Annotated in this window: 19 protein-coding genes; 9 read left to right on the top strand and 10 right to left on the bottom strand. The window is 66.2% G+C overall.

Features of this window, described 5'->3' with window-relative positions:
* Positions 1-271 precede the first annotated feature (271 nt).
* Genes FFS68_RS10280 through FFS68_RS10270 form a run of 3 tightly spaced genes read right to left on the bottom strand, consistent with a single transcriptional unit; the run spans position 272 to position 2,102 of the window.
* Positions 272-676 (bottom strand): ribose-phosphate pyrophosphokinase, encoded by a 405-nt coding sequence (locus FFS68_RS10280; protein ID WP_137753102.1) that lies wholly within the window; start codon positions 674-676, stop codon positions 272-274.
* The gene (locus tag FFS68_RS10275) at positions 652-1,470 is read right to left on the bottom strand and encodes a DUF1295 domain-containing protein (protein WP_137753101.1); all 819 of its coding nucleotides are present in this window, start codon (positions 1,468-1,470) and stop codon (positions 652-654) included. Before FFS68_RS10275 ends, FFS68_RS10280 begins: the two co-directional genes overlap by 25 nt.
* Positions 1,467-2,102, bottom strand: coding sequence for a lysophospholipid acyltransferase family protein (locus FFS68_RS10270; protein WP_137753100.1), 636 nt, complete (start codon positions 2,100-2,102; stop codon positions 1,467-1,469). The genes FFS68_RS10275 and FFS68_RS10270 overlap by 4 nt, the downstream gene beginning before the upstream one ends.
* Here FFS68_RS10270 and FFS68_RS10265 point away from each other — a divergent pair, their 5' ends adjacent.
* The 3 genes from FFS68_RS10265 (at position 2,103) to FFS68_RS10255 (ending at position 6,472) form a co-directional block, all read left to right on the top strand.
* Positions 2,103-2,327 (top strand): hypothetical protein, encoded by a 225-nt coding sequence (locus FFS68_RS10265; protein ID WP_137753099.1) that lies wholly within the window; start codon positions 2,103-2,105, stop codon positions 2,325-2,327.
* Positions 2,328-2,396: 69 nt separating this feature from the next.
* Complete coding sequence (parC, locus tag FFS68_RS10260; protein WP_137753098.1) at positions 2,397-4,700, top strand: DNA topoisomerase IV subunit A; 2,304 nt, start codon at positions 2,397-2,399, stop codon at positions 4,698-4,700.
* Between the two features lie 89 nt (positions 4,701-4,789).
* Positions 4,790-6,472 (top strand): EAL domain-containing protein, encoded by a 1,683-nt coding sequence (locus FFS68_RS10255; RefSeq protein ID WP_249340123.1) that lies wholly within the window; start codon positions 4,790-4,792, stop codon positions 6,470-6,472.
* On the opposite strand, the gene FFS68_RS10250 is transcribed toward FFS68_RS10255, so the two are convergent.
* The 4 genes from FFS68_RS10250 to FFS68_RS10235 form a co-directional block, all read right to left on the bottom strand.
* Entirely contained in the window at positions 6,445-7,641 is a 1,197-nt protein-coding gene (locus FFS68_RS10250; protein ID WP_137753096.1) for a CCA tRNA nucleotidyltransferase, read from the bottom strand. The two genes, FFS68_RS10255 and FFS68_RS10250, sit on opposite strands and share 28 nt — an antisense overlap.
* Positions 7,638-8,222, bottom strand: a complete 585-nt coding sequence (locus FFS68_RS10245; protein ID WP_171003821.1) for a CoA pyrophosphatase — start codon at positions 8,220-8,222, stop codon at positions 7,638-7,640. The genes FFS68_RS10250 and FFS68_RS10245 overlap by 4 nt, the downstream gene beginning before the upstream one ends.
* Entirely contained in the window at positions 8,222-8,806 is a 585-nt protein-coding gene (locus FFS68_RS10240; RefSeq protein WP_137753094.1) for a DUF1285 domain-containing protein, read from the bottom strand. The genes FFS68_RS10245 and FFS68_RS10240 overlap by 1 nt, the downstream gene beginning before the upstream one ends.
* Before the next feature lie 134 nt (positions 8,807-8,940).
* The gene (locus tag FFS68_RS10235; protein WP_137753093.1) at positions 8,941-9,444 is read right to left on the bottom strand and encodes an N-acetyltransferase; all 504 of its coding nucleotides are present in this window, start codon (positions 9,442-9,444) and stop codon (positions 8,941-8,943) included.
* A gap of 17 nt (positions 9,445-9,461) precedes the next feature.
* Here FFS68_RS10235 and FFS68_RS10230 point away from each other — a divergent pair, with 17 nt between their 5' ends.
* Positions 9,462-9,905, top strand: coding sequence for a dihydroneopterin aldolase (locus FFS68_RS10230; RefSeq protein WP_137753092.1), 444 nt, complete (start codon positions 9,462-9,464; stop codon positions 9,903-9,905).
* Positions 9,902-10,663, top strand: a complete 762-nt coding sequence (locus tag FFS68_RS10225) for an SDR family oxidoreductase (RefSeq protein WP_137753091.1) — start codon at positions 9,902-9,904, stop codon at positions 10,661-10,663. The genes FFS68_RS10230 and FFS68_RS10225 overlap by 4 nt, the downstream gene beginning before the upstream one ends.
* 87 nt (positions 10,664-10,750) lie before the next feature.
* Here the strand turns inward: FFS68_RS10225 and FFS68_RS10220 are convergent, their stop codons facing one another.
* Together FFS68_RS10220 and FFS68_RS10215 are read right to left on the bottom strand one after the other, a co-directional pair.
* On the bottom strand, positions 10,751-12,184 hold the full coding sequence (locus tag FFS68_RS10220) for an NAD-dependent succinate-semialdehyde dehydrogenase (protein ID WP_137753090.1): 1,434 nt from the start codon (positions 12,182-12,184) through the stop codon (positions 10,751-10,753).
* A gap of 44 nt (positions 12,185-12,228) precedes the next feature.
* On the bottom strand, positions 12,229-12,828 hold the full coding sequence (locus FFS68_RS10215; RefSeq protein ID WP_137753089.1) for a TIGR02466 family protein: 600 nt from the start codon (positions 12,826-12,828) through the stop codon (positions 12,229-12,231).
* A gap of 46 nt (positions 12,829-12,874) precedes the next feature.
* On the opposite strand from FFS68_RS10215, the gene FFS68_RS10210 reads away from it, so the two are divergent.
* The 4 genes from FFS68_RS10210 to FFS68_RS10195 all read left to right on the top strand — a co-directional run bounded on the left by FFS68_RS10210 (position 12,875) and on the right by FFS68_RS10195 (position 16,348).
* A complete protein-coding gene (locus tag FFS68_RS10210; RefSeq protein WP_137753088.1) occupies positions 12,875-13,795 on the top strand; it encodes an SMP-30/gluconolactonase/LRE family protein in 921 nt (306 codons plus the stop codon).
* Between the two features lie 8 nt (positions 13,796-13,803).
* Positions 13,804-14,493: a VIT family protein gene (locus tag FFS68_RS10205; protein ID WP_171003819.1), complete on the top strand. Its 690-nt coding sequence runs from the start codon at positions 13,804-13,806 to the stop codon at positions 14,491-14,493.
* A 92-nt stretch (positions 14,494-14,585) separates the two neighbouring features.
* On the top strand, positions 14,586-15,689 hold the full coding sequence (locus FFS68_RS10200; RefSeq protein ID WP_137753086.1) for a DUF2855 family protein: 1,104 nt from the start codon (positions 14,586-14,588) through the stop codon (positions 15,687-15,689).
* Positions 15,686-16,348: an HAD-IA family hydrolase gene (locus FFS68_RS10195; protein WP_137753085.1), complete on the top strand. Its 663-nt coding sequence runs from the start codon at positions 15,686-15,688 to the stop codon at positions 16,346-16,348. Before FFS68_RS10200 ends, FFS68_RS10195 begins: the two co-directional genes overlap by 4 nt.
* Positions 16,349-16,521: 173 nt before the next feature.
* On the opposite strand, the gene FFS68_RS10190 is transcribed toward FFS68_RS10195, so the two are convergent.
* A complete protein-coding gene (locus FFS68_RS10190) occupies positions 16,522-17,415 on the bottom strand; it encodes a LysR family transcriptional regulator (RefSeq protein ID WP_137753084.1) in 894 nt (297 codons plus the stop codon).
* Positions 17,416-17,478: the final 63 nt, after the last annotated feature.

Below are 17,478 nucleotides of genomic sequence, written 5' to 3'. Positions count from 1 at the left end.
AATCCGGGCGGCGACCGCTTTTGCCTGCAAATGGAAAGAGCTGAGACGAAGGCTGGCACAGCGGAATATTGTAGGACAGCGTTTTATTTTGAGCTGCGGATGGCGGCTTTGGGGTGGTTTTGAGACATTCCCCTCCCTTTCAGGGAGGGGTTAGGGGTGGGTGCGAGCAAAGCGAGCCGAGGCAGAGCGCCGCCTTCGGCGGCTACCCACCCCCAGCCCCTCCCTAAGAGGGAGGGGAGAAGCGATGGTCGCCTATCGGTCGTTAGTTGCCCTACCGCCCCGCCCAATACTCAAACACCGCCTGCTGCTGCTCGCGAATAAACCGCGCCGCCGCCGCGCCCTCCCACGGGCCGTCGTAGCCGAGCAGCAGCGCCGTCCCGCCGACCCACCAGCCCTGCCCCGGCAGCCGGTCGCTTTCGCGCACCACCAGCACCGCCAGATCAGGTTCGCCGTCGAGCGCGCACAGCCGGTCGACCTCGGCCAAGGTTTTGCACACCGCGCGCATCTTCGGCCGGGTGAAACGGAAACCCAGATCGCCGAGCAGTTCGGAATAGCTGACCGCGCGGCCTTCGCGCGCGGCTTCTGTCAATATCGAGCGGATGCACGGGGCGTCGCCGAGGGCGCTGGCGTCGGCGGCCAGCGCCTCGCCGCCTAAACCCTCGTCTTTGGCGGCCATGGGATGAAACCTGAGGTGCGCGCGACATAGGCGGCATAGTCGGGCCGCGTCTTGTGCAGGCCCTTTTCGAGCAGCGCCTTGCCCGACCATTTGGTCAGGGTGAAGGTCAGGAAGACCGGCCCGATCACACTGGCCAGTGCGACCCACGGCCCGATGTCGGCGGCGATCAGCCACAGCCCCCACCAGGTCAGCGCGTCGCCGAAATAATTGGGATGGCGGGTGTAGCGCCACAGCCCGGTGTCGAGCACCTGCCCCTTGTTCGCGGGGTTCTTGCGAAACGCATCGAGCTGCGCGTCGCCGATCGTCTCGAACGCAATGCCGATCAGCGCCGCGACGACGCCGAGTATCGCAAGGATGCCAACGCCGTTCGCCGCCGCGCCGCCGCTCGCCCAGATGCCGATCTGCGCCGGCAGGCAGGTGATGAACAGCAAGGGCGCTTGGGTCAGGAACACGGTGAGCAGCGCCGCCTTGTCCCAGCTCCATTTTTTCGTTTCCACCGTCCGCGACAGGATTTTGGCATAGCGCGGATCCTCGCCATGCTTCACCCAGCGCAGCCCCAGATGGATCGCCAGCCGCAGCCCCCACAGGCTGGTCAGCCCGAGCAGCAACCGCGCATGCAGTGTATCGGCGCCCGCCTGCCACGCCGCGCCCCATGCGAGCAGCACCATGCCGAACGCCCAAAAGGCGTCGATGAACGACACGTCGCGGATGGCGACCGAAATCGCCCACAGGATCAGGATCACCCCCAGCAGTCCCGCGAAATTGAGCGCCAGTAGCATCAGCAGATCGGTCATGCGCGCATCTCCATGTCGTCTGGGCCGTCGCCGACAATATCGTCGATCGAGCGCACCGCGCGCTCGGGGATTTTGGGGATGCAGGTGCGATACACTTCGAGCACCTTGAGCATATCGGCGCGAAAATCGCCGCTGGGCCAGATCAACGGACCGAGCCCGCCGGTCTTGGTCCCATAATCCATGAAGCCGACGACCATCGGCACCTTGGCCGCCAGCGCGATCTGGTAAAAACCGGTGCGCCATTTCGTCGTCTTGCCGCGTGTCCCTTCGGGCGCGACGGTCAGCATGAATTCGGCGCGGCGCGCGAATTCGGCGACCATCTGCTCGACGACATTGCCGCCGCCGCGGCGATCGACCGGCACCCCGCCCATCTGTTTCATGAAGCCGCCGAGCGGCCAGCGGAACAGCGACAGTTTCGCCATGAAATAGGGACGGATTTTCAAATCGGCGGTCAGCCCGAGGAAATTGACGAAGTCCCAATTGCTGGTGTGCGGCGCCGCGATCAGGATGAAGCGCCGCGGTTCGGGCACCACCCCGACCGCTTTCCAGCCGCGCATCCGGTACAGCAGCAACAGCAGGCGGCGCACCGCGCGCGCCACGCGTCCCGGCGGTTGATCCTCGATCCGCGTCACATGATCTCCTCTACCCGCCGCACGGCTTGCGCGAAAGCGCCGGGCTTCGCAAGGGGGCGCGACGACCGCTTGCGGCCCGGCGCGCTTTCTGCTCCCTTCACCCCCGGCATGTGGGGCGACCCCGACGGCAATGGCGCCCACGGCCTGAACGAGCGGATGGAGGTGAAATCGGTGTATGTCGGGCGCGACTATATGTTCGATCTGGTCAAGGCTTATGCGGATTGAACCGATAATCGCCGGGCGCGCATCGCGGCCTTTGCCTTGACGCGCTAGCCTTGCTATCGCGCCGCGACCATGGCGACCACCACCGACGATCCCGACAATCCAGAACCCGTCCCGGGCATGACCGACACGCCGTTCGGCAGTGCGCTGTCCGAACGCTATCTGGTCTATGCGCTGTCGACGATCACCGCGCGCTCGCTGCCCGATTTGCGCGACGGACTGAAGCCCGTCCACCGCCGCCTGTTATGGGCGATGCGCGCGATGCGGCTCGATCCGTCGCAGGGTTACAAGAAATCGGCGCGCGTCGTCGGCGATGTGATCGGCAAATTCCACCCGCACGGCGACGTCGCGGTGTATGACGCGATGGTCCGCCTGGCGCAGGATTTCTCGCTGCGCTATCCGCTGGTCGACGGCCAGGGCAATTTCGGCAATATCGACGGCGATAACGCTGCCGCCTATCGATACACCGAGGCGCGGCTGACCCGCGTCGCGGTCGACCTGATGCAGGGGCTCGACGAGGGTACCGTCGATTTCAAGCCGACCTATAATGGCGAAGACGAAGAGCCCGAGATCATGCCGGGGCTGTTCCCGAATCTGCTCGCCAATGGCGCGAGCGGGATCGCGGTCGGCATGGCGACGAACATCCCGCCGCACAATGCCGCCGAAGTGATCGACGCGGCGCTGCTGCTGATCGAAAATCCGCGCGCCGAACTGGCCGAGCTGCTCGAACATGTCAAAGGCCCCGACTTTCCGACCGGCGGCATCGTCGTCGACAGCGCCGAGACGATCCGGCAAGCCTATGCCACCGGCCGCGGCGGCTTTCGCGTCCGGGCGCGCTATTCGACCGGCAAGCTGGAGAGCGGCGGCTGGGAAGCCGATGGCATCGAAAAGCAGCCCGGCGGCACCTGGCAGCTGGTGATCAGCGAGATTCCCTATGGCGTCGCCAAGGGCAAGCTGATCGAACAGATTGCACAGCTGATCGCCGACAAGAAATTGCCGATCCTCGAGGATGTCCGCGACGAGAGCGCCGAGGATCTGCGCATCGTCATCGAGCCCAAAAGCCGCAACGTCGACCCCGACATCCTGAAGGAAAGCCTGTACCGGCTCACCGACCTGGAGAGCCGCTTCGCGCTCAACCTCAACGTCCTCGACGCGACGCGGACCCCGAAGGTGATGGGGCTGCATCAGCTGCTCACCGAATGGCTCACGCACCAGATCGTCGTGCTGATCCGCCGCGCCCAGCATCGCATCAACAAGATCGACGACCGGTTGGAGCTGGTCGCGGGCTATATCATCGCCTTCCTCAACCTCGACCGGATCATCGCGATCATCCGCACCGAGGACGAGCCCAAGCCGGTGATGATCGCCGAATTCATCCTGACCGACCGCCAGGCCGAGGCGATCCTCAACATGCGGCTGCGGTCTTTGCGCAAGCTCGAGGAAATGGAGCTGAAGCGCGAGCAGGCCGATCTGACCGCCGAGCGCGAGGAGCTGGTCAAGCTGGTCGAAAGCCCGCAGCGCCAGCGCACCCGGCTGCGCAAGGATCTGGAAAAACTGCGCACGGTTTACGGGCTCGACACGCTGCTCGGCGCGCGGCGCACGACGATCGCCGAAGCTGCCCCGGCGCGCGACATTCCGCTCGACGCGATGATCGAGAAAGAGCCGGTGACGGTGATCCTGTCGAAACGCGGCTGGATCCGCGCCCAGCGCGGCCATGTCGCCGCCGATCAATGGGCCGAATTCAAGTTCAAGGACGGCGACGAGTTATTGTTCGCCGCGCACGCGCAGACCACCGACAAGCTGCTGGTCGCGGCGAGCGACGGGCGCTTCTTCACCATCGGCGCCGACAAGCTGCCCGGCGGGCGCGGCTTTGGCGAGCCGCTGCGGTTGATGGTCGACATCGACCCCGAGGCGCGGATCGTCGCGATGATCCCCGCGCACGCCGACGGCCGCTTGCTGCTCGCCTCGTCGAGCGGACACGGCTTTGTCGCGCAGATGGGCGAAGTCGTCGCCGAAACGCGCAAGGGGCGCGGCGTCGTCAACCTCAAGACCGGCGCCCAGCTTGCCATCGTGCGGGCGATCGGGCCGGGCGACGACAGCGTCGCGGTGGTCGGCGACAATCGCAAGCTGGTGGTGTTCCCGATCAGCGAAGTGCCGGTGATGGCGCGCGGTCAGGGGGTGATGCTGCAACGCTATCGTGACGGCGGCCTGTCCGACGCGATCAGCTTTGCCTTTGCCGAGGGGTTAAGCTGGGCGATGGGCGGCGACACCGGCCGCACGCGGACCGAGACCGACCTGGTGCCGTGGCGCGTCGCGCGCGGCGCCGCGGGGCGGATGCCGCCGACCGGTTTCCCACGCAACAATCGTTTCGGCTGACCGTATTTTCAGCTTGCCGTAAATAGCTTCTTTACTCCCCACCCCCTAGGTCATGGCCAATGGGGAAAGGTCGCACAAAACCCGCTGTCATGCCTATTGATCGAACCGGTGAAGACCGGCCCTTGTTGTTCGTCGGTTGGATCGACGCACTCCCGGTCCCGGCGGCGCTGATCCGTCCGCTCGCGCGCGGCAATTTTCGCCTGCACGCCAGCAACGCCGCGTTCGACCGGTTGCGCCTGTCCCCCGCCGGCGCCGACGCGCCGATCGAATTGTTGCGCGCGATCGAGCGCGCCGCGCAAGACCCCGACGACACCCAGGAATTCTCGTGCCAGCTGGGCGAAGGCGTCGCGGCGCGCGATCTGCGCGGATCGATCGGGCCGCTGCCCACCGAATCGGGCGACGAGACGCTGTTCCTGCTGACCTTGATCGACCGCACCCAGGAAATGATGACCGAGCGCAATTTGCGCCGCGAGCTGGTGTCCGACAGCCTGACCGGCCTGCCCAACCGCGCCGGGTTCGAGGAGCTGGTCGAACAGCGCGCCGCGACCGACGGGGTCGGCGCCGACCATGCGATCCTGCTGCTCGACCTTGCCCGGTTCAGCCGCATCAACGAACATATCGGCCCGATGGCCGGCGACGAACTGATCATCACCGTCGCGCGGCGGCTGAAATCGAGCCTGCGCAGCGGCGACATATTGGCACGCACCGGCGGCGACGAATTCGCCATTTCCACGTGCGTCGCGGGCGGCCGCGCCGATGTGCGCGAGATGGCGCGGCGCATCCGCGGCTGTTTCGACCATCCGTTCCGCATCGGCGAGCTGAAGGTCAGCGTCGATTGCGCGCTAGGTTGCGCGATCCAGCCTGCCGTCGACAGCGATGTCGCCGATCAGATCCGCCATGCCCAGATCGCGCTGAAACGCGCCAAGCAGACCGATCGCATCGAGATCTACGAACCCGAAACGGCGATGCTGTCAGACAATCGCTTCGGGCTCGAAACCGAACTGCGCAACGCGATTGAGGAAGACCGGCTCCACCTCGCGTTCCAGCCACTGATCGAGCTCGCGACCGGCAAGGTCGCCGGGTTCGAGGCGCTGGCGCGCTGGGACAAACAGAATGGCGATTCGATTTCGCCCAGCGAATTCATCCCGATTGCAGAGGATTCGGGCCTGATCGTCCCGCTCGGCCAATGGGCGATCGGCAAGGCGGCGGCGGTCCTCGCCGACTGGGACAAACAGAATGGCGGCAAGATCGTCGACTGTTATTTTTCGGTCAATGTTTCGGCGATCCAGCTGCTGCGCGACGACATCGCCGCGGTCGTCCGCCAGGCGATGGCCAAGCACCGGATCGGCGGCGAACGGCTGATGATCGAACTCACCGAAAGTGCGATCATCGGCGATCCCGACCTCGCGCTATCGGTGCTGAGCGAATTGAAGGCGCTCGACGCGCGCGTCGCGATGGACGATTTCGGCACCGGCTATTCGAACCTCGCCTATCTGCAACGCTTGCCGCTCGATGTGCTCAAGATCGACCGCAGCTTTGTCGAACATATGGTCGACGACCGCGACAAGGTGGCGATTGTCCGCACGATCCAGAGCCTGGCCGAAGTGCTGGGGATGAAGACGACAGCGGAGGGCGTCGAAACCGCCGACCAGGCGCGGCTGCTGTCGGCGCTCGGTTGCGATTTCGGGCAAGGCTATTTGTTCGCGCGGCCGCTGGAAAGCGCCGCGGCGCTCGATTTCTGGCGTCAGTCGCTGGTGCGCCCGATCTTCTGATCGACCAGTTCGGCGACACGGGTAAAATCGGGAAAATCCTCGGCAACCCACGCCGCTTCGACTGCTTTCAGGATACGCGCCACCTCTGGCCCGGCAGCGACCCCGCGCGCGACGATATCGCCGCCCTTGATCGGCAACTGCGGCACCTGCCAATCCGCCAGCGCGCGCGCCGCGGCGGCTTCACCGGCGATCAGATGAACGTCGCGCGCGGCGTCGATCCCGATCGCATGCGCCAACTGCCGGACCGGACGCGCGGTATCGCCGCGATGCCCCGCCACCGCGGCCAGATATTTGCGTTGCCGCGTCGATAGCCGCAGCCGGCTGGCCACTTGTTCGGCGATGGCGGGATTGGCGGGCAGCAACGCCGCGAGGCGGCGGTGTGCCGTCGCGGGCACCCCCGCCGCCTGCTCATTGACGAGCAATCGGTCGAGCGTCGCCGCAAAATCCGGATCGAGTTCGGGCAGCATCACCGCAAATATGCCGTCGACCGCCATCTGGCCGACGATCGCGCGCGGATCGGGCAGCGCCAATATCTTGGTCAGTTCGTCGGCGATACGTTCGCGCGACAGGCTTTTGAGCGACTGACGCGCGGTGACCACCGCGGCGTGGCTGGCCGCGTCAAGAGCGCCGCGCCCGAAGCGCGCCGCGAAACGATAGAAGCGCAGGATGCGCAAATGATCCTCGGCGATCCGCGTCGCGGCGTCGCCGATGAAAGCGACGCGCCCTGCCCGCAGGTCGGCAAGGCCGCCGAAATAATCGTCGACCGCGCCGCTGTCGGGATCGGCATAGAGCGCGTTGATCGTGAAGTCGCGCCGCGCCGCATCGCCCGGCCAGTCATCGGCAAAGGCGATCGTCGCCCGGCGCCCGTCGGTTTCGACATCGTGGCGCAGCGTCGTAATCTCGTGATGGTCGCCGCTGGCGATCGCGGTGACGGTACCGTGGGCGATGCCGGTCGGGATGACCTTGATGTCCGCCGCCGCCAGCCGCCGCGTCACCTCGTGCGGCAACAAGGGCGTCGCCAGATCGATGTCGGTGACCGCCAGCCCGAGCAGCGTGTCGCGCACCGCACCGCCGACGATCTTGACCGCCCCGCCATCGGCGCTGAGCGCCGCGACGATGCGGCGCAGCCCGGGGCGCTTCCGCCATTCGGCGTCGGGCAGCGCCGTCACCGGTGCCAGCCCGCCGGCATCCGCCGCGCCAGATTGATGATGATCCCCGCCGTCACGCCCCAAATCCGCCGCCCCTGCCACGCCATGTCATAATAATGCCGATCCTGGCCCTGCCAATGCGCTTGCTGCCGCTGATAATTGGCGGGATCGAACAGCGTATCGAGCGGCACTTCAAACCAGTCCTCGACCTCGTCGGGATTGGGATCGAGCGGCAGGTCGGGCGGAATGACGCCGAGCACCGGGGTAATCCGGTAGCCGCTGCCCGACAGATAGGCCTCGGTCATCCCCGCCACCATCACGTCGCGGCGATCGAGGCCGATTTCTTCCTCGGCCTCGCGCAGCGCCGCGTCGATCGCGTCGCGGTCGCCGGGGTCGATCTTGCCCCCCGGAAAGGCGACCTGCCCGGCATGGCTGCGCAGCCATTGCGGGCGCTGGGTCAGGATGACGCCGGGATCGGGGCGGTCGGTAAAGGCGATCAGCACCGCGGCATCGCGCAGCGTCGGGGGGCCCAGATACGCCTCGTCCTCGCCCGCGTCGGGCAGCAGATTGCCCAGCGCAGCGCGCAGCTTCGCCGACAGCATCAGCGATCGACCAGCGGGAATTGGGCGCCGTTCGACCAGATCGCGGGCGGATCATTTTGGTCGGCCGGCGCCATGTCGACGATCTCATAATAGAGCGCACGGTCGATCCGCGCCTCGAGGCCGTTGCCGATGGCGCCGCGCACGTGCAGCCGCGGGTCAGGACTGTCGGGGTCGCTGCCAAAGCGGAGCGGGTGATCGGGTCCGGCCATGACGAGGTCGTCGGTGTCGAGGCGGAAGACGAGCTTGCGGGACTTGCCCTCCCCCTCGCTTTTCAGTTCGACCGCGCGAAAGGGCGTGTCCTCGACCATGATGCTCAGCCGTTCGGCGGGCGTGACGAGGACATGGCTGCCATCGCCTTCGCGGCGGAGGATCGTCGAAAACAGCCGGACCATCGCGGGCCGGTTGATCCGCCCGCCCTCATGGTACCAGCTGCCGTCGGCGCGGATTTCCATGAAGCTGTCGCCGCTGCGTTCAGGATACCAGCTTTCGACCGGCGGCAGCTTGCGCGCCGCAAGCAGTTCGGCGGCTTCGGTGAGCGAAAGCTGCGCAAAGTCCTTGGGAAGCGAAGGCGCGGGGGTGACCATCCGTCCGACATAGGGGGAAGGATGGCGGGTGCAACCCCATCACGTCGCCCCGCGAAGGCGGGGGCCGCTGGCAACCTGGACCAGCTTCGCCGCGTAAACCGATGGCAGCCCCCGCCTTCGCGGGGGCGACGGCTTTAGCGCGGCCCGATCATTCCCGCACCGATCGGCAACCCATGCCCGTTCACCGCGCGCGCCAGCAGGCGCCGCTTCTCGTACGGTCCCGGCAAATCCCACGCGCCCGTCGCCTCAGCATCGAACCCGAAAAAGCGCCCATAATATTCGGGATCGCCGATCATCATCAGCGCGCCGTCGGCCTGGGTTTCGGCCGCCGCCAGCATATGCGCCATCAGTACGCGGCCATGCCCGCCGCGCTGGACGTCGGGGCGCACCGCAACCGGCCCGACCATCACCAGCGGCGTCGCGGTGCCGTCGACGGCGCGGTGCGCCACCGGCCAGCACTGGATCGTGGCGATCAGCGCGCCATCCGCCACGCGGGCGAAGCTGAGCGCCGGCACGGCATCCACGCCTGCGCGGATGCGATAGGCGGTTCGTCCAAAACGGTCGCTGCCGAACGCGGCGTCGAGCAGAGCCTCGACCGCCTGCGGTGCAATGTCCGACAATGGAAGTAACTCGACCAACGCGCGCCCTTTCGCTAATGCGGCGGCGCTTTAGGGGTGCGGCGCGGCGATGCAAAGCCGAATGTCGCCCGCGTTCGACAGGATTTCTTGTGACCGATACATTGTGGCTGGAGGTGGACGGGCTGATCGCCCAGGTGCTGACCGGCATTTATTCCGAAGAAACCCACCTGCCGCAGCCGCTGCGCATCGGGGTGCGCGCGCGGCTGGCGATGGCCGATCATTATGATCCGACGACACCATTGAGCGCGTCGAAAAATTACATGCACCTGAAATTCGCGGCGACCGAGGGTATTCCCAAGGATGTCCATTTCGTACTGATCGAAAGCGTCGCCGACCATATCATCGACACTTTGTTCCTGCAGGACGACAAGGTCGAAGAGGTCGAGGTCAAGATCGTCAAGCTGGCGATCGCCGAGGACGGCGAAGAAATCGGCATCACGATGCGGCGGAGCCGCAAATGACGCAAAAGCTGGCGCTGGTCACCGGTGGCCTCCACCGCGTCGGCGCCGCGATTTCGGCGCGGCTGGCGCGCGAAGGCTATGCGCTGGCGATCCACAAGCGCAGCCCGGGCGATGCCGACGCGGTGCTTGCCGACGCGCTCGCCGAAACCGGCACGATCAGCCACCGCTTCGCCGCCGACCTGTCCGACCCCGCCGCGGTCGACGCGCTGATCCCCGCGGTGATCGAAAAATTCGGCCGCGCGCCCGACCTGCTCGTCAACAATGCCGCAATGTTTGCCGAGGGTGCGTGGGCCGATCTGTCGACCGCGGCGCTGACGGAGATGATGCAGGTCAACTTGTCTGCGCCGGTGATGCTTGCAAAGGCACTCGTCGCGGCGAGCGAAGGCAGCCGCCCGGCGATCGTCAATATCGTCGACCAACGCGTCGTACAGCCGGTGCCCGATCAGCTTGCCTATAGCCTGTCGAAATCGGCGCTGTGGCAGGCGACCGCGACGCTGGCGGTCGCGTTCGGACACCGCGCGCGGGTCAACGCCGTCGCGCCGGGGCTGACGCTGGCGACCGACGATTATTCGGCGGCGCAGGTCGAGCGGCTCGCGGGACGGATGCCGCTGGGCGCGCTACCGACCCCAGCTCAGATTGCCGACGCTGTGGTGTATCTGGCGCGCGCCGAGGCGGTGACCGGGCAGACGATCTTTGTCGATGGCGGCGCGCATCTGGCGCCGATGGGGCGCGATTTCGTGGCGTTGGAGCGGGATTAGCAGAATAACGTCATCCCAGCGAAAGCCGGGATCTCCATCGTTCTGACAGGACGACAGCGGCCCCAGCTTTCGCTGGGGCGACAATCATTAGTAAATATGCACCGCCTTGGTCACCAGATAGCCGTCCAGCCCCTCCGGCCCGCTTTCGCTGCCGAAGCCCGATTCCTTGATCCCGCCGAACGGCGTGTCGAGGGTCGAGATGACGAAGCTGTTGATCCCGACCATACCGCTCTCGACACCATCGGCGATGCGGTTGATGCGGCGGCCGTTCTCGGTGAAGGCGAAGGCGGCGAGGCCGTAAGGCAGCCGGTTCGCCTGCTCCAAGGCTTCGTCCTCGGTGCCGAAGGGGCGGATCAGCGCCATCGGGCCGAACGGTTCGTGGTGCATCGCATCGGCGTCGAGCGGGACGTCGGCGATCGCGGTCGGCTGGAAGAAATAGCCCTCGCCCGTCACCTCGCCGCCCGCGATCACGCGCGCGCCCTTGGCCTTGGCATCGGCGACCAGCGCCGCCAGCGCCGGGGCGCGGCGCGCGTTGGCGAGCGGCCCCATTTGCGTATCGGCGTCGAACCCGCTGCCGATCTTTACCTTCGCGGTCCGCTCGGCGAAGCCCTTCACAAAAGCGTCGTAGATACCCTGCTGGACATAGAAGCGCGTCGGCGAAATGCACACCTGTCCGGCGTTGCGGAACTTTTGCCACACGACCTTGTCGAGCGTGGCTTCGAGGTCGCAATCGTCGAAAATCAGCACCGGGGCGTGGCCGCCAAGCTCCATCGTGATGCGCTTCACGCCATCGGCGGCGAGTTTCATCAGATGTTTGCCGACCGCGGTCGAGCCGGTGAAACTGACCTTGCGGATCACCGGGCTGGCGAGCAAATGGCGGCTGATCCTGTCGGGGTCGCCGTAAACGAGCTGGACGACATCGCCGGGGATGCCGGCATCGGCGATGCAGCGCATGATCGCGCTGGTGCAGCCCGGGGTTTCTTCAGGCGCCTTGGCGATCACGACGCAGCCCGCGGCGAGTGCGGGGGCGATTTTCTTGACCATCAGATTGACCGGAAAGTTCCACGGGCTGAACCCCGCGACCGGGCCGACCGGCTGGCGCAGCACCATCGTGCGCTGGCCCGCGGGCCGCTGGAGCACGCGGCCTTCGATGCGTTTGCCCTGCTCGGCAAAATAATCGAACAGCCCCGCCGCCGACAGCACTTCGCCGCGCGCCTCGGCGATCGGTTTGCCCTGCTCCAGCGTCAGCAGCGTCGCAATATGCTCGACCCGCTCGCGGATGATGCCCGCAGCCTTGTGCATCAGCGCGGCGCGCTCGTCGAAACTCTTGGCGCGCCACACCGGCCAGCCACGCTCGGCGGCAGCGAGCGCCTCATCAAGATCGGCGATGGTCGCGACCGGCAGCTCGGCGATCGTGCCGGCGGTCGCGGGGTTATACACCGGCCGCCCCTCGCGCCCCTCACCGCTCCGCCAGGCACCGTTGATGAAAAGCTGAAGGTCGGCGTCGTAGGTCGCGGTCATGGGGGATGATCCTTCGTTAGAATAGGCCGCCGATATAGTCGCGCTCAGCGATAGTTAAAGCTGATGCTGATCCGTTCGCCCTTGCCGCTATGCGGCATCACTTCGTGGCGCAGCCAGCTTTCCCATAGGAACACCCGCCCCGCCGCAGGCTGCGCATAGACGAAGGGCAGCAGATGTTCGGGTGCATCGGCGGTGCGCCCCGGCGCCGCCATCAGCATCGCGAGCCGCGGGTCTTCCAGTTTCAGCGCCCCCGACCCCGACGGCACCGCGACATAGAAGGTTCCCGACACGATGCTGTGCGGGTGGATATGGCCGCTATGCGTGCCGCCGGGTTTCAGGACATTGACCCACAGGCTGTCGAGCTTCAGGGGCTTGGCGAGGTCGAAATGCGCCGCCTTGGCAAAGGCTTTCACTTCCTTGTCGAGCAGACGTTTCAGGTCGTGAAATGCCGGATCGCGCTCGGGCAGGTCGCCGAGGCTGGCGTAGCTTGTGTAGCCCTTATAGCCATGCGCGCGGCTCCACGCGCGCCCCGCGCCATCCTCCTCGGCAAACAGGCGGCTGCTGTCCTCCAGCTCGGCGAGCAGGTCGGGCGAGCCGATATCGGCCTCGTAGAAAATACTGGCGAACAGCGAACGAACGGGCATGATGGCCGCAAAGCACAGCAAGTGCGGACGCGCAAGGGAGACGGATATGGCCGAGTTCGAATTGATCGCCGACGGATTGCGTTTTCCCGAGGCGCCGGTGGTGATGGACGACGGCAGTGTCATCGTCGTCGAGATCGAGGCGGGGCGGATCACGCGGTGCTGGCCGGGCGGCAAGAAACAGGTCATCGCGACCCCCGGTGGCGGCCCCAACGGCCTGGCGATTGGCCCCGACGGCAAGCTCTATTGCTGTAACAACGGCGGCTTCAACTATGTCGAAGCGAACGGCTATCTCGCCCCGCACGGCATCGCCAGTGATTATTCGGGCGGGCGGATCGAGCGTATCGACATCGACACCGGTGCGGTCGAAATTCTCTACCAGAGCGGCGATCATGGCGTCTCCCTGCGCGGTCCCAACGACATCGTGTTCGACGCCCACGACGGCTTCTGGTTCACCGATCACGGCAAGGTCGATTATGCTGCGCGCTGCCACGACATTGTCGGCATCTTCTATGCCAAGGCCGACGGCAGTTTTATCGAGGAAGTCATCTTTCCGTCGAACAACCCCAATGGCGTCGGCCTGTCGCCCGACGGCAGCGCGCTGTACGCCGCCGAAACCTACACCTGCCGCCTGATGAAGTTCAACATAATCGCCCCCGGCAAGGTCGCCGCCGACGCCGGCCCCGGCGGTCCCGGCATCCCGCTCTATCGCCCCGCAGGCTATAAATTCTTCGACAGTCTGGCGATGGAGGCATCGGGCAATATCTGCGTCGCGACGATCGGCGAGTGCGGCATTTCGGTGATCTCGCCCGCGGGTGAGCTGGTCGAATTTGTCGCGACCGACGATATTTTCACCACCAACATCGCGTTCGGCGGACCCGACCGGCAGGACGCCTATATCACCCTGTCGGGCACCGGACGGCTGGTCAAGACGCGCTGGGCGCGGCCGGGGCTGCAACTCCAATATTGAGGGGGATCATGCACGAGGAAACCCACGCGGTGACGCGGATCGGCTGGCTGCGCGCCGCGATCCTCGGCGCCAACGACGGGATCGTATCGACCGCGAGCCTGATCGCCGGGGTCGCCGCGGCGGGCGCCGCGCAATCGTCGGTCCTGGTTACCGGCACCGCGGGGCTGGTGGCGGGCGCGATGTCGATGGCGGCGGGCGAATATGTTTCGGTCAGTTCGCAGGGCGACGCCGAAAGATCCGATGTAGAGCTGGAGAAGCGCCACCTCGCGGCGGATCCCGAGTTCGAGCTGGAGGAGTTGACCCAAATCTATCAGCAGCGCGGGCTGGATCGACCGCTTGCCGAGCAGGTGGCGGCGCAGCTGACCGCGCATGATGCGCTCGACACGCACTTGCGCGACGAGTTGGGGTTGACCGACGCGATGACCGCGCGGCCGGTGCAAGCCGCGGTGGCTTCGGCAGCAAGTTTTGCGATCGGCGCGGCCTTGCCGCTCGCGACAGTATTGCTCGATCAGGGCGGCTCGTTGCCCTTTACGGTGTCGGCGGCATCGCTCGCCTTCCTCGCCATCCTCGGCGCGCTTGGCGCCTGGGCAGGCAACGCCCCGATGCTTCGCCCGGTCGTCCGCGTCACGTTCTGGGGCGCGGCGGCGATGGCGGTGACGATCGCGATCGGATCGCTGTTTGACACCGCCATCGGCTGACGGCCGCGCCGCGGCGATTGTCAGCGCGGGCTGCATCTGTATGAATGGCCACCATTCCGCGAAAGCGGCCAGACAATCGGAGGGGTCCGCAAATGAGTTTAACGAGCTGGGCGATCGACATCGATCGCGACGATATTACGCAAGCCCGGCTGGTTGCCGACCCCGACAGCCCGCTCGCATCGGGGCAGGTGCGCGTGCATGTCGACAGCTATGCGATGACCGCGAACAACATCACCTACGCGGTGTTCGGCAAGCCCGCGGGCCTCTTCGGCAATGATCAGGGCTATTGGGACTTCTTCGCCGAACCGGGCGAACCCGGCCGCCTGCCGGTCTGGGGTTTCGCGACCGTCACCGAAAGCGCCGCCGAGGGCGTGTCTGTCGGCGACCGCTTTTATGGCTATTATCCGATGGCGAGCGATGCGGTGCTGACCGTCGGCAAGGCCGGACCCGGCGGTTTCACCGACGTGACCCCACGCCGCACCGCCCTGCCCCCCATTTACAACAACTACCAACGGATCGAGGCGATGGCCGACTATCGCGCCGCCGACCATGATTTTTGGCCGGTGTTCCGCCCGCTGTTCCTGACCGGCTGGCTGATCGCCGACCAGTTCGAGGATGAGGGCGATTATGGCGTCCAGCAGATCCTGATCGCCAGCGCATCGAGCAAGACCGCGATCGGGCTGGGCTTTGCCCTCAAGCAACGCGCCGACCGCCCCGAAACGATCGGGTTGACCAGCGCCGCCAATGTCGATGCGCTCGCGGCGCAAGGCATCTATGACCGCGTCATCAGCTATGACCAGATCATGACGCTCAACGCATCGACCCCCGCCGCGCTGGTCGACATGGCGGGCAATGGCGCGGTGACGCGCAGCGTCCACAGCCATTTCGGCGGCCAGTTGCAGGCATCGATCGTCGTCGGCAAATCGCATTGGGACGCGCAGGCCGACGCTGAAGGTCTGCCCGGCCCCGACCGCCAGGGCTTTTTTGCCCCCGGGCGCAGCCAGAAGCGGATCGCCGACTGGGGCGGGGCGGTGTTCGGGCAAAAAATCGCCGCGGCGTGGCTGGCGTTCATGGACGTCGCCCCGCGGATCGCCAGCATCGACAAGCGCAGCGGCGGCGACGCGGCGCTCGCCGCCTATCGCGAAATGCTGTCGGGACAGGCCGATCCGAAGACCGGGATTGTCATCGCTCCATGACGATAACCACCGTGATTTTCGATTTCGGCGGCGTCATCACCTCGTCGCCGTTCGAAGCGTTCAACCGGCTCGAGGACGAGCGCGGCTTGCCGCGCGATTTCGTGCGCCGCGTCAACGCCGCCGATCCCGACCACAATGCATGGGCGAAGTTCGAGCGCGCCGAAATCGATGCCGCGACCTTTGACACCTTGTTCGCCGCCGAAGCGCGGGCGCTGGGGCATGAGCTCGAGGGCGAAGCGGTGCTCGCGGTGCTCGCCGGCACCGTCCGCCCGGCGATGGTCGCGGCGCTCGACACGCTGAAAGCGCGCGGCTTCACCCTCGGCTGCATCACCAACAACGTGCCGTCGGGTTCGATGGGCGTTGTCGGCGCCGGCATGGCGCGCAGCTTCGCCAAGGCCGAGGAGGTCGCCGCGATCATGGCGCGGTTCGACCATGTCATCGAATCGAGCAAGGTCGGGGTCCGCAAACCCGATCCGCGCATCTACAAAATGATGTGCGACGCGCTGGACGTGGCACCGGCCGCCTGCGTCTATCTCGACGACCTCGGCATCAACTGCAAACCCGCCGCCCGGCTCGGTATGCACGCCATCAAGGTGACCAGCGGCGAGCAGGCGCTCGCCGACCTGTCGGCGGTGCTGGGGGTGCCGTTGGCCGGATGACCAGGTTTCCGATCGCGCGGTGAGCAGCGTTTTTGGGGCAGGACACTCCTTCACATTTTCGTCATCCCGGACTTGGTCCGGGATCCATGACGACGGCGCGGCTATGTATCCCGGATCAAGTCCGGGATGACGATGAAAAAAGGTCAGCTTCCGATCGATACCGGCCGTTCGACTTAGACGCCCGCCTCAGCAAGATCGAGCTTCGCCGCGCGCGCAAAAATCTGCGTCAGCACCGGTTCGGTGTCGGCGACGCGCATCGCCACCTGAAACTCGACCGGCGCGAGCGCGGGCATGGCGCCGATTTCGACGAGCGCGCCGCTCGCCACCTCGGTACGCACCATCGGCTGCGGGAAAATTCCGATGCCGCCCCCGGCCCTGGCGATGTCGATCATCGTGCGCGCGTTGTTGCACAGGTTGAGCGATTTCTGGGCAATCCGCGACGCCTGGATCGCGTCGCGCATCCGGCCGTGGATCGGCGAATGGCTGGCGAGCGACCAGACCGGCAAGCCGGTGTCGCCGCCCGCAAACGCCGTCGCGACTGCGGGGCTGGCGAGCCACACCAGCTCCACATCGCCGATCGCGCTGGTCTTGAGCGCCGGATGCGCGATCGGCCCGGCGGCAAAGGCAATGTCGGTGCGCCCGGTGAGCAGCTGCTGGATCAGGTTCGCAGTCAGGTCGATTTCGATCTCGAGCCCGACATGGGGCATATCGGCCTTCAGCCCCGCGACGAAGGCGGGCAGGCAGCTTGCCGCCGCGATCTCGCCCGCGCCGATCCGCACCACCCCGCTCGCCTCGCCATAACCGCCGCTGCCGAGCAGCGCATATTGCATGTCGCGCAGCAACGGATCGCAATCGCGCACCAGCTTGCGCCCCGCCGCGGTGAGCGACATCGCGCGACCTTCGCGGCGGAACAGCGCCGTCCCCAGCCGCTGTTCCAGCTCGCGCATGCGCGCCGACACCGTCGGCTGGGTGGTGTTCAGCCGCTCGGCAGCGGCCGAAAACGTGCCGAGCCGGTCGATCCAGAGCAAGGTTTCGAGATGATAGAGTGCGACGCGATTGATAGACATCGCCTATGTATAATGACAAATTAGAACAATTAGAATTGATGAATTAATTGCGCCAAGGTCCGC

Origin of the sequence: Sphingopyxis sp. L1A2A (genome assembly GCF_005502465.1) — a bacterium.
Lineage (GTDB): Bacteria > Pseudomonadota > Alphaproteobacteria > Sphingomonadales > Sphingomonadaceae > Sphingopyxis.
This window is presented reverse-complemented; position numbering and strand designations above follow the sequence as displayed.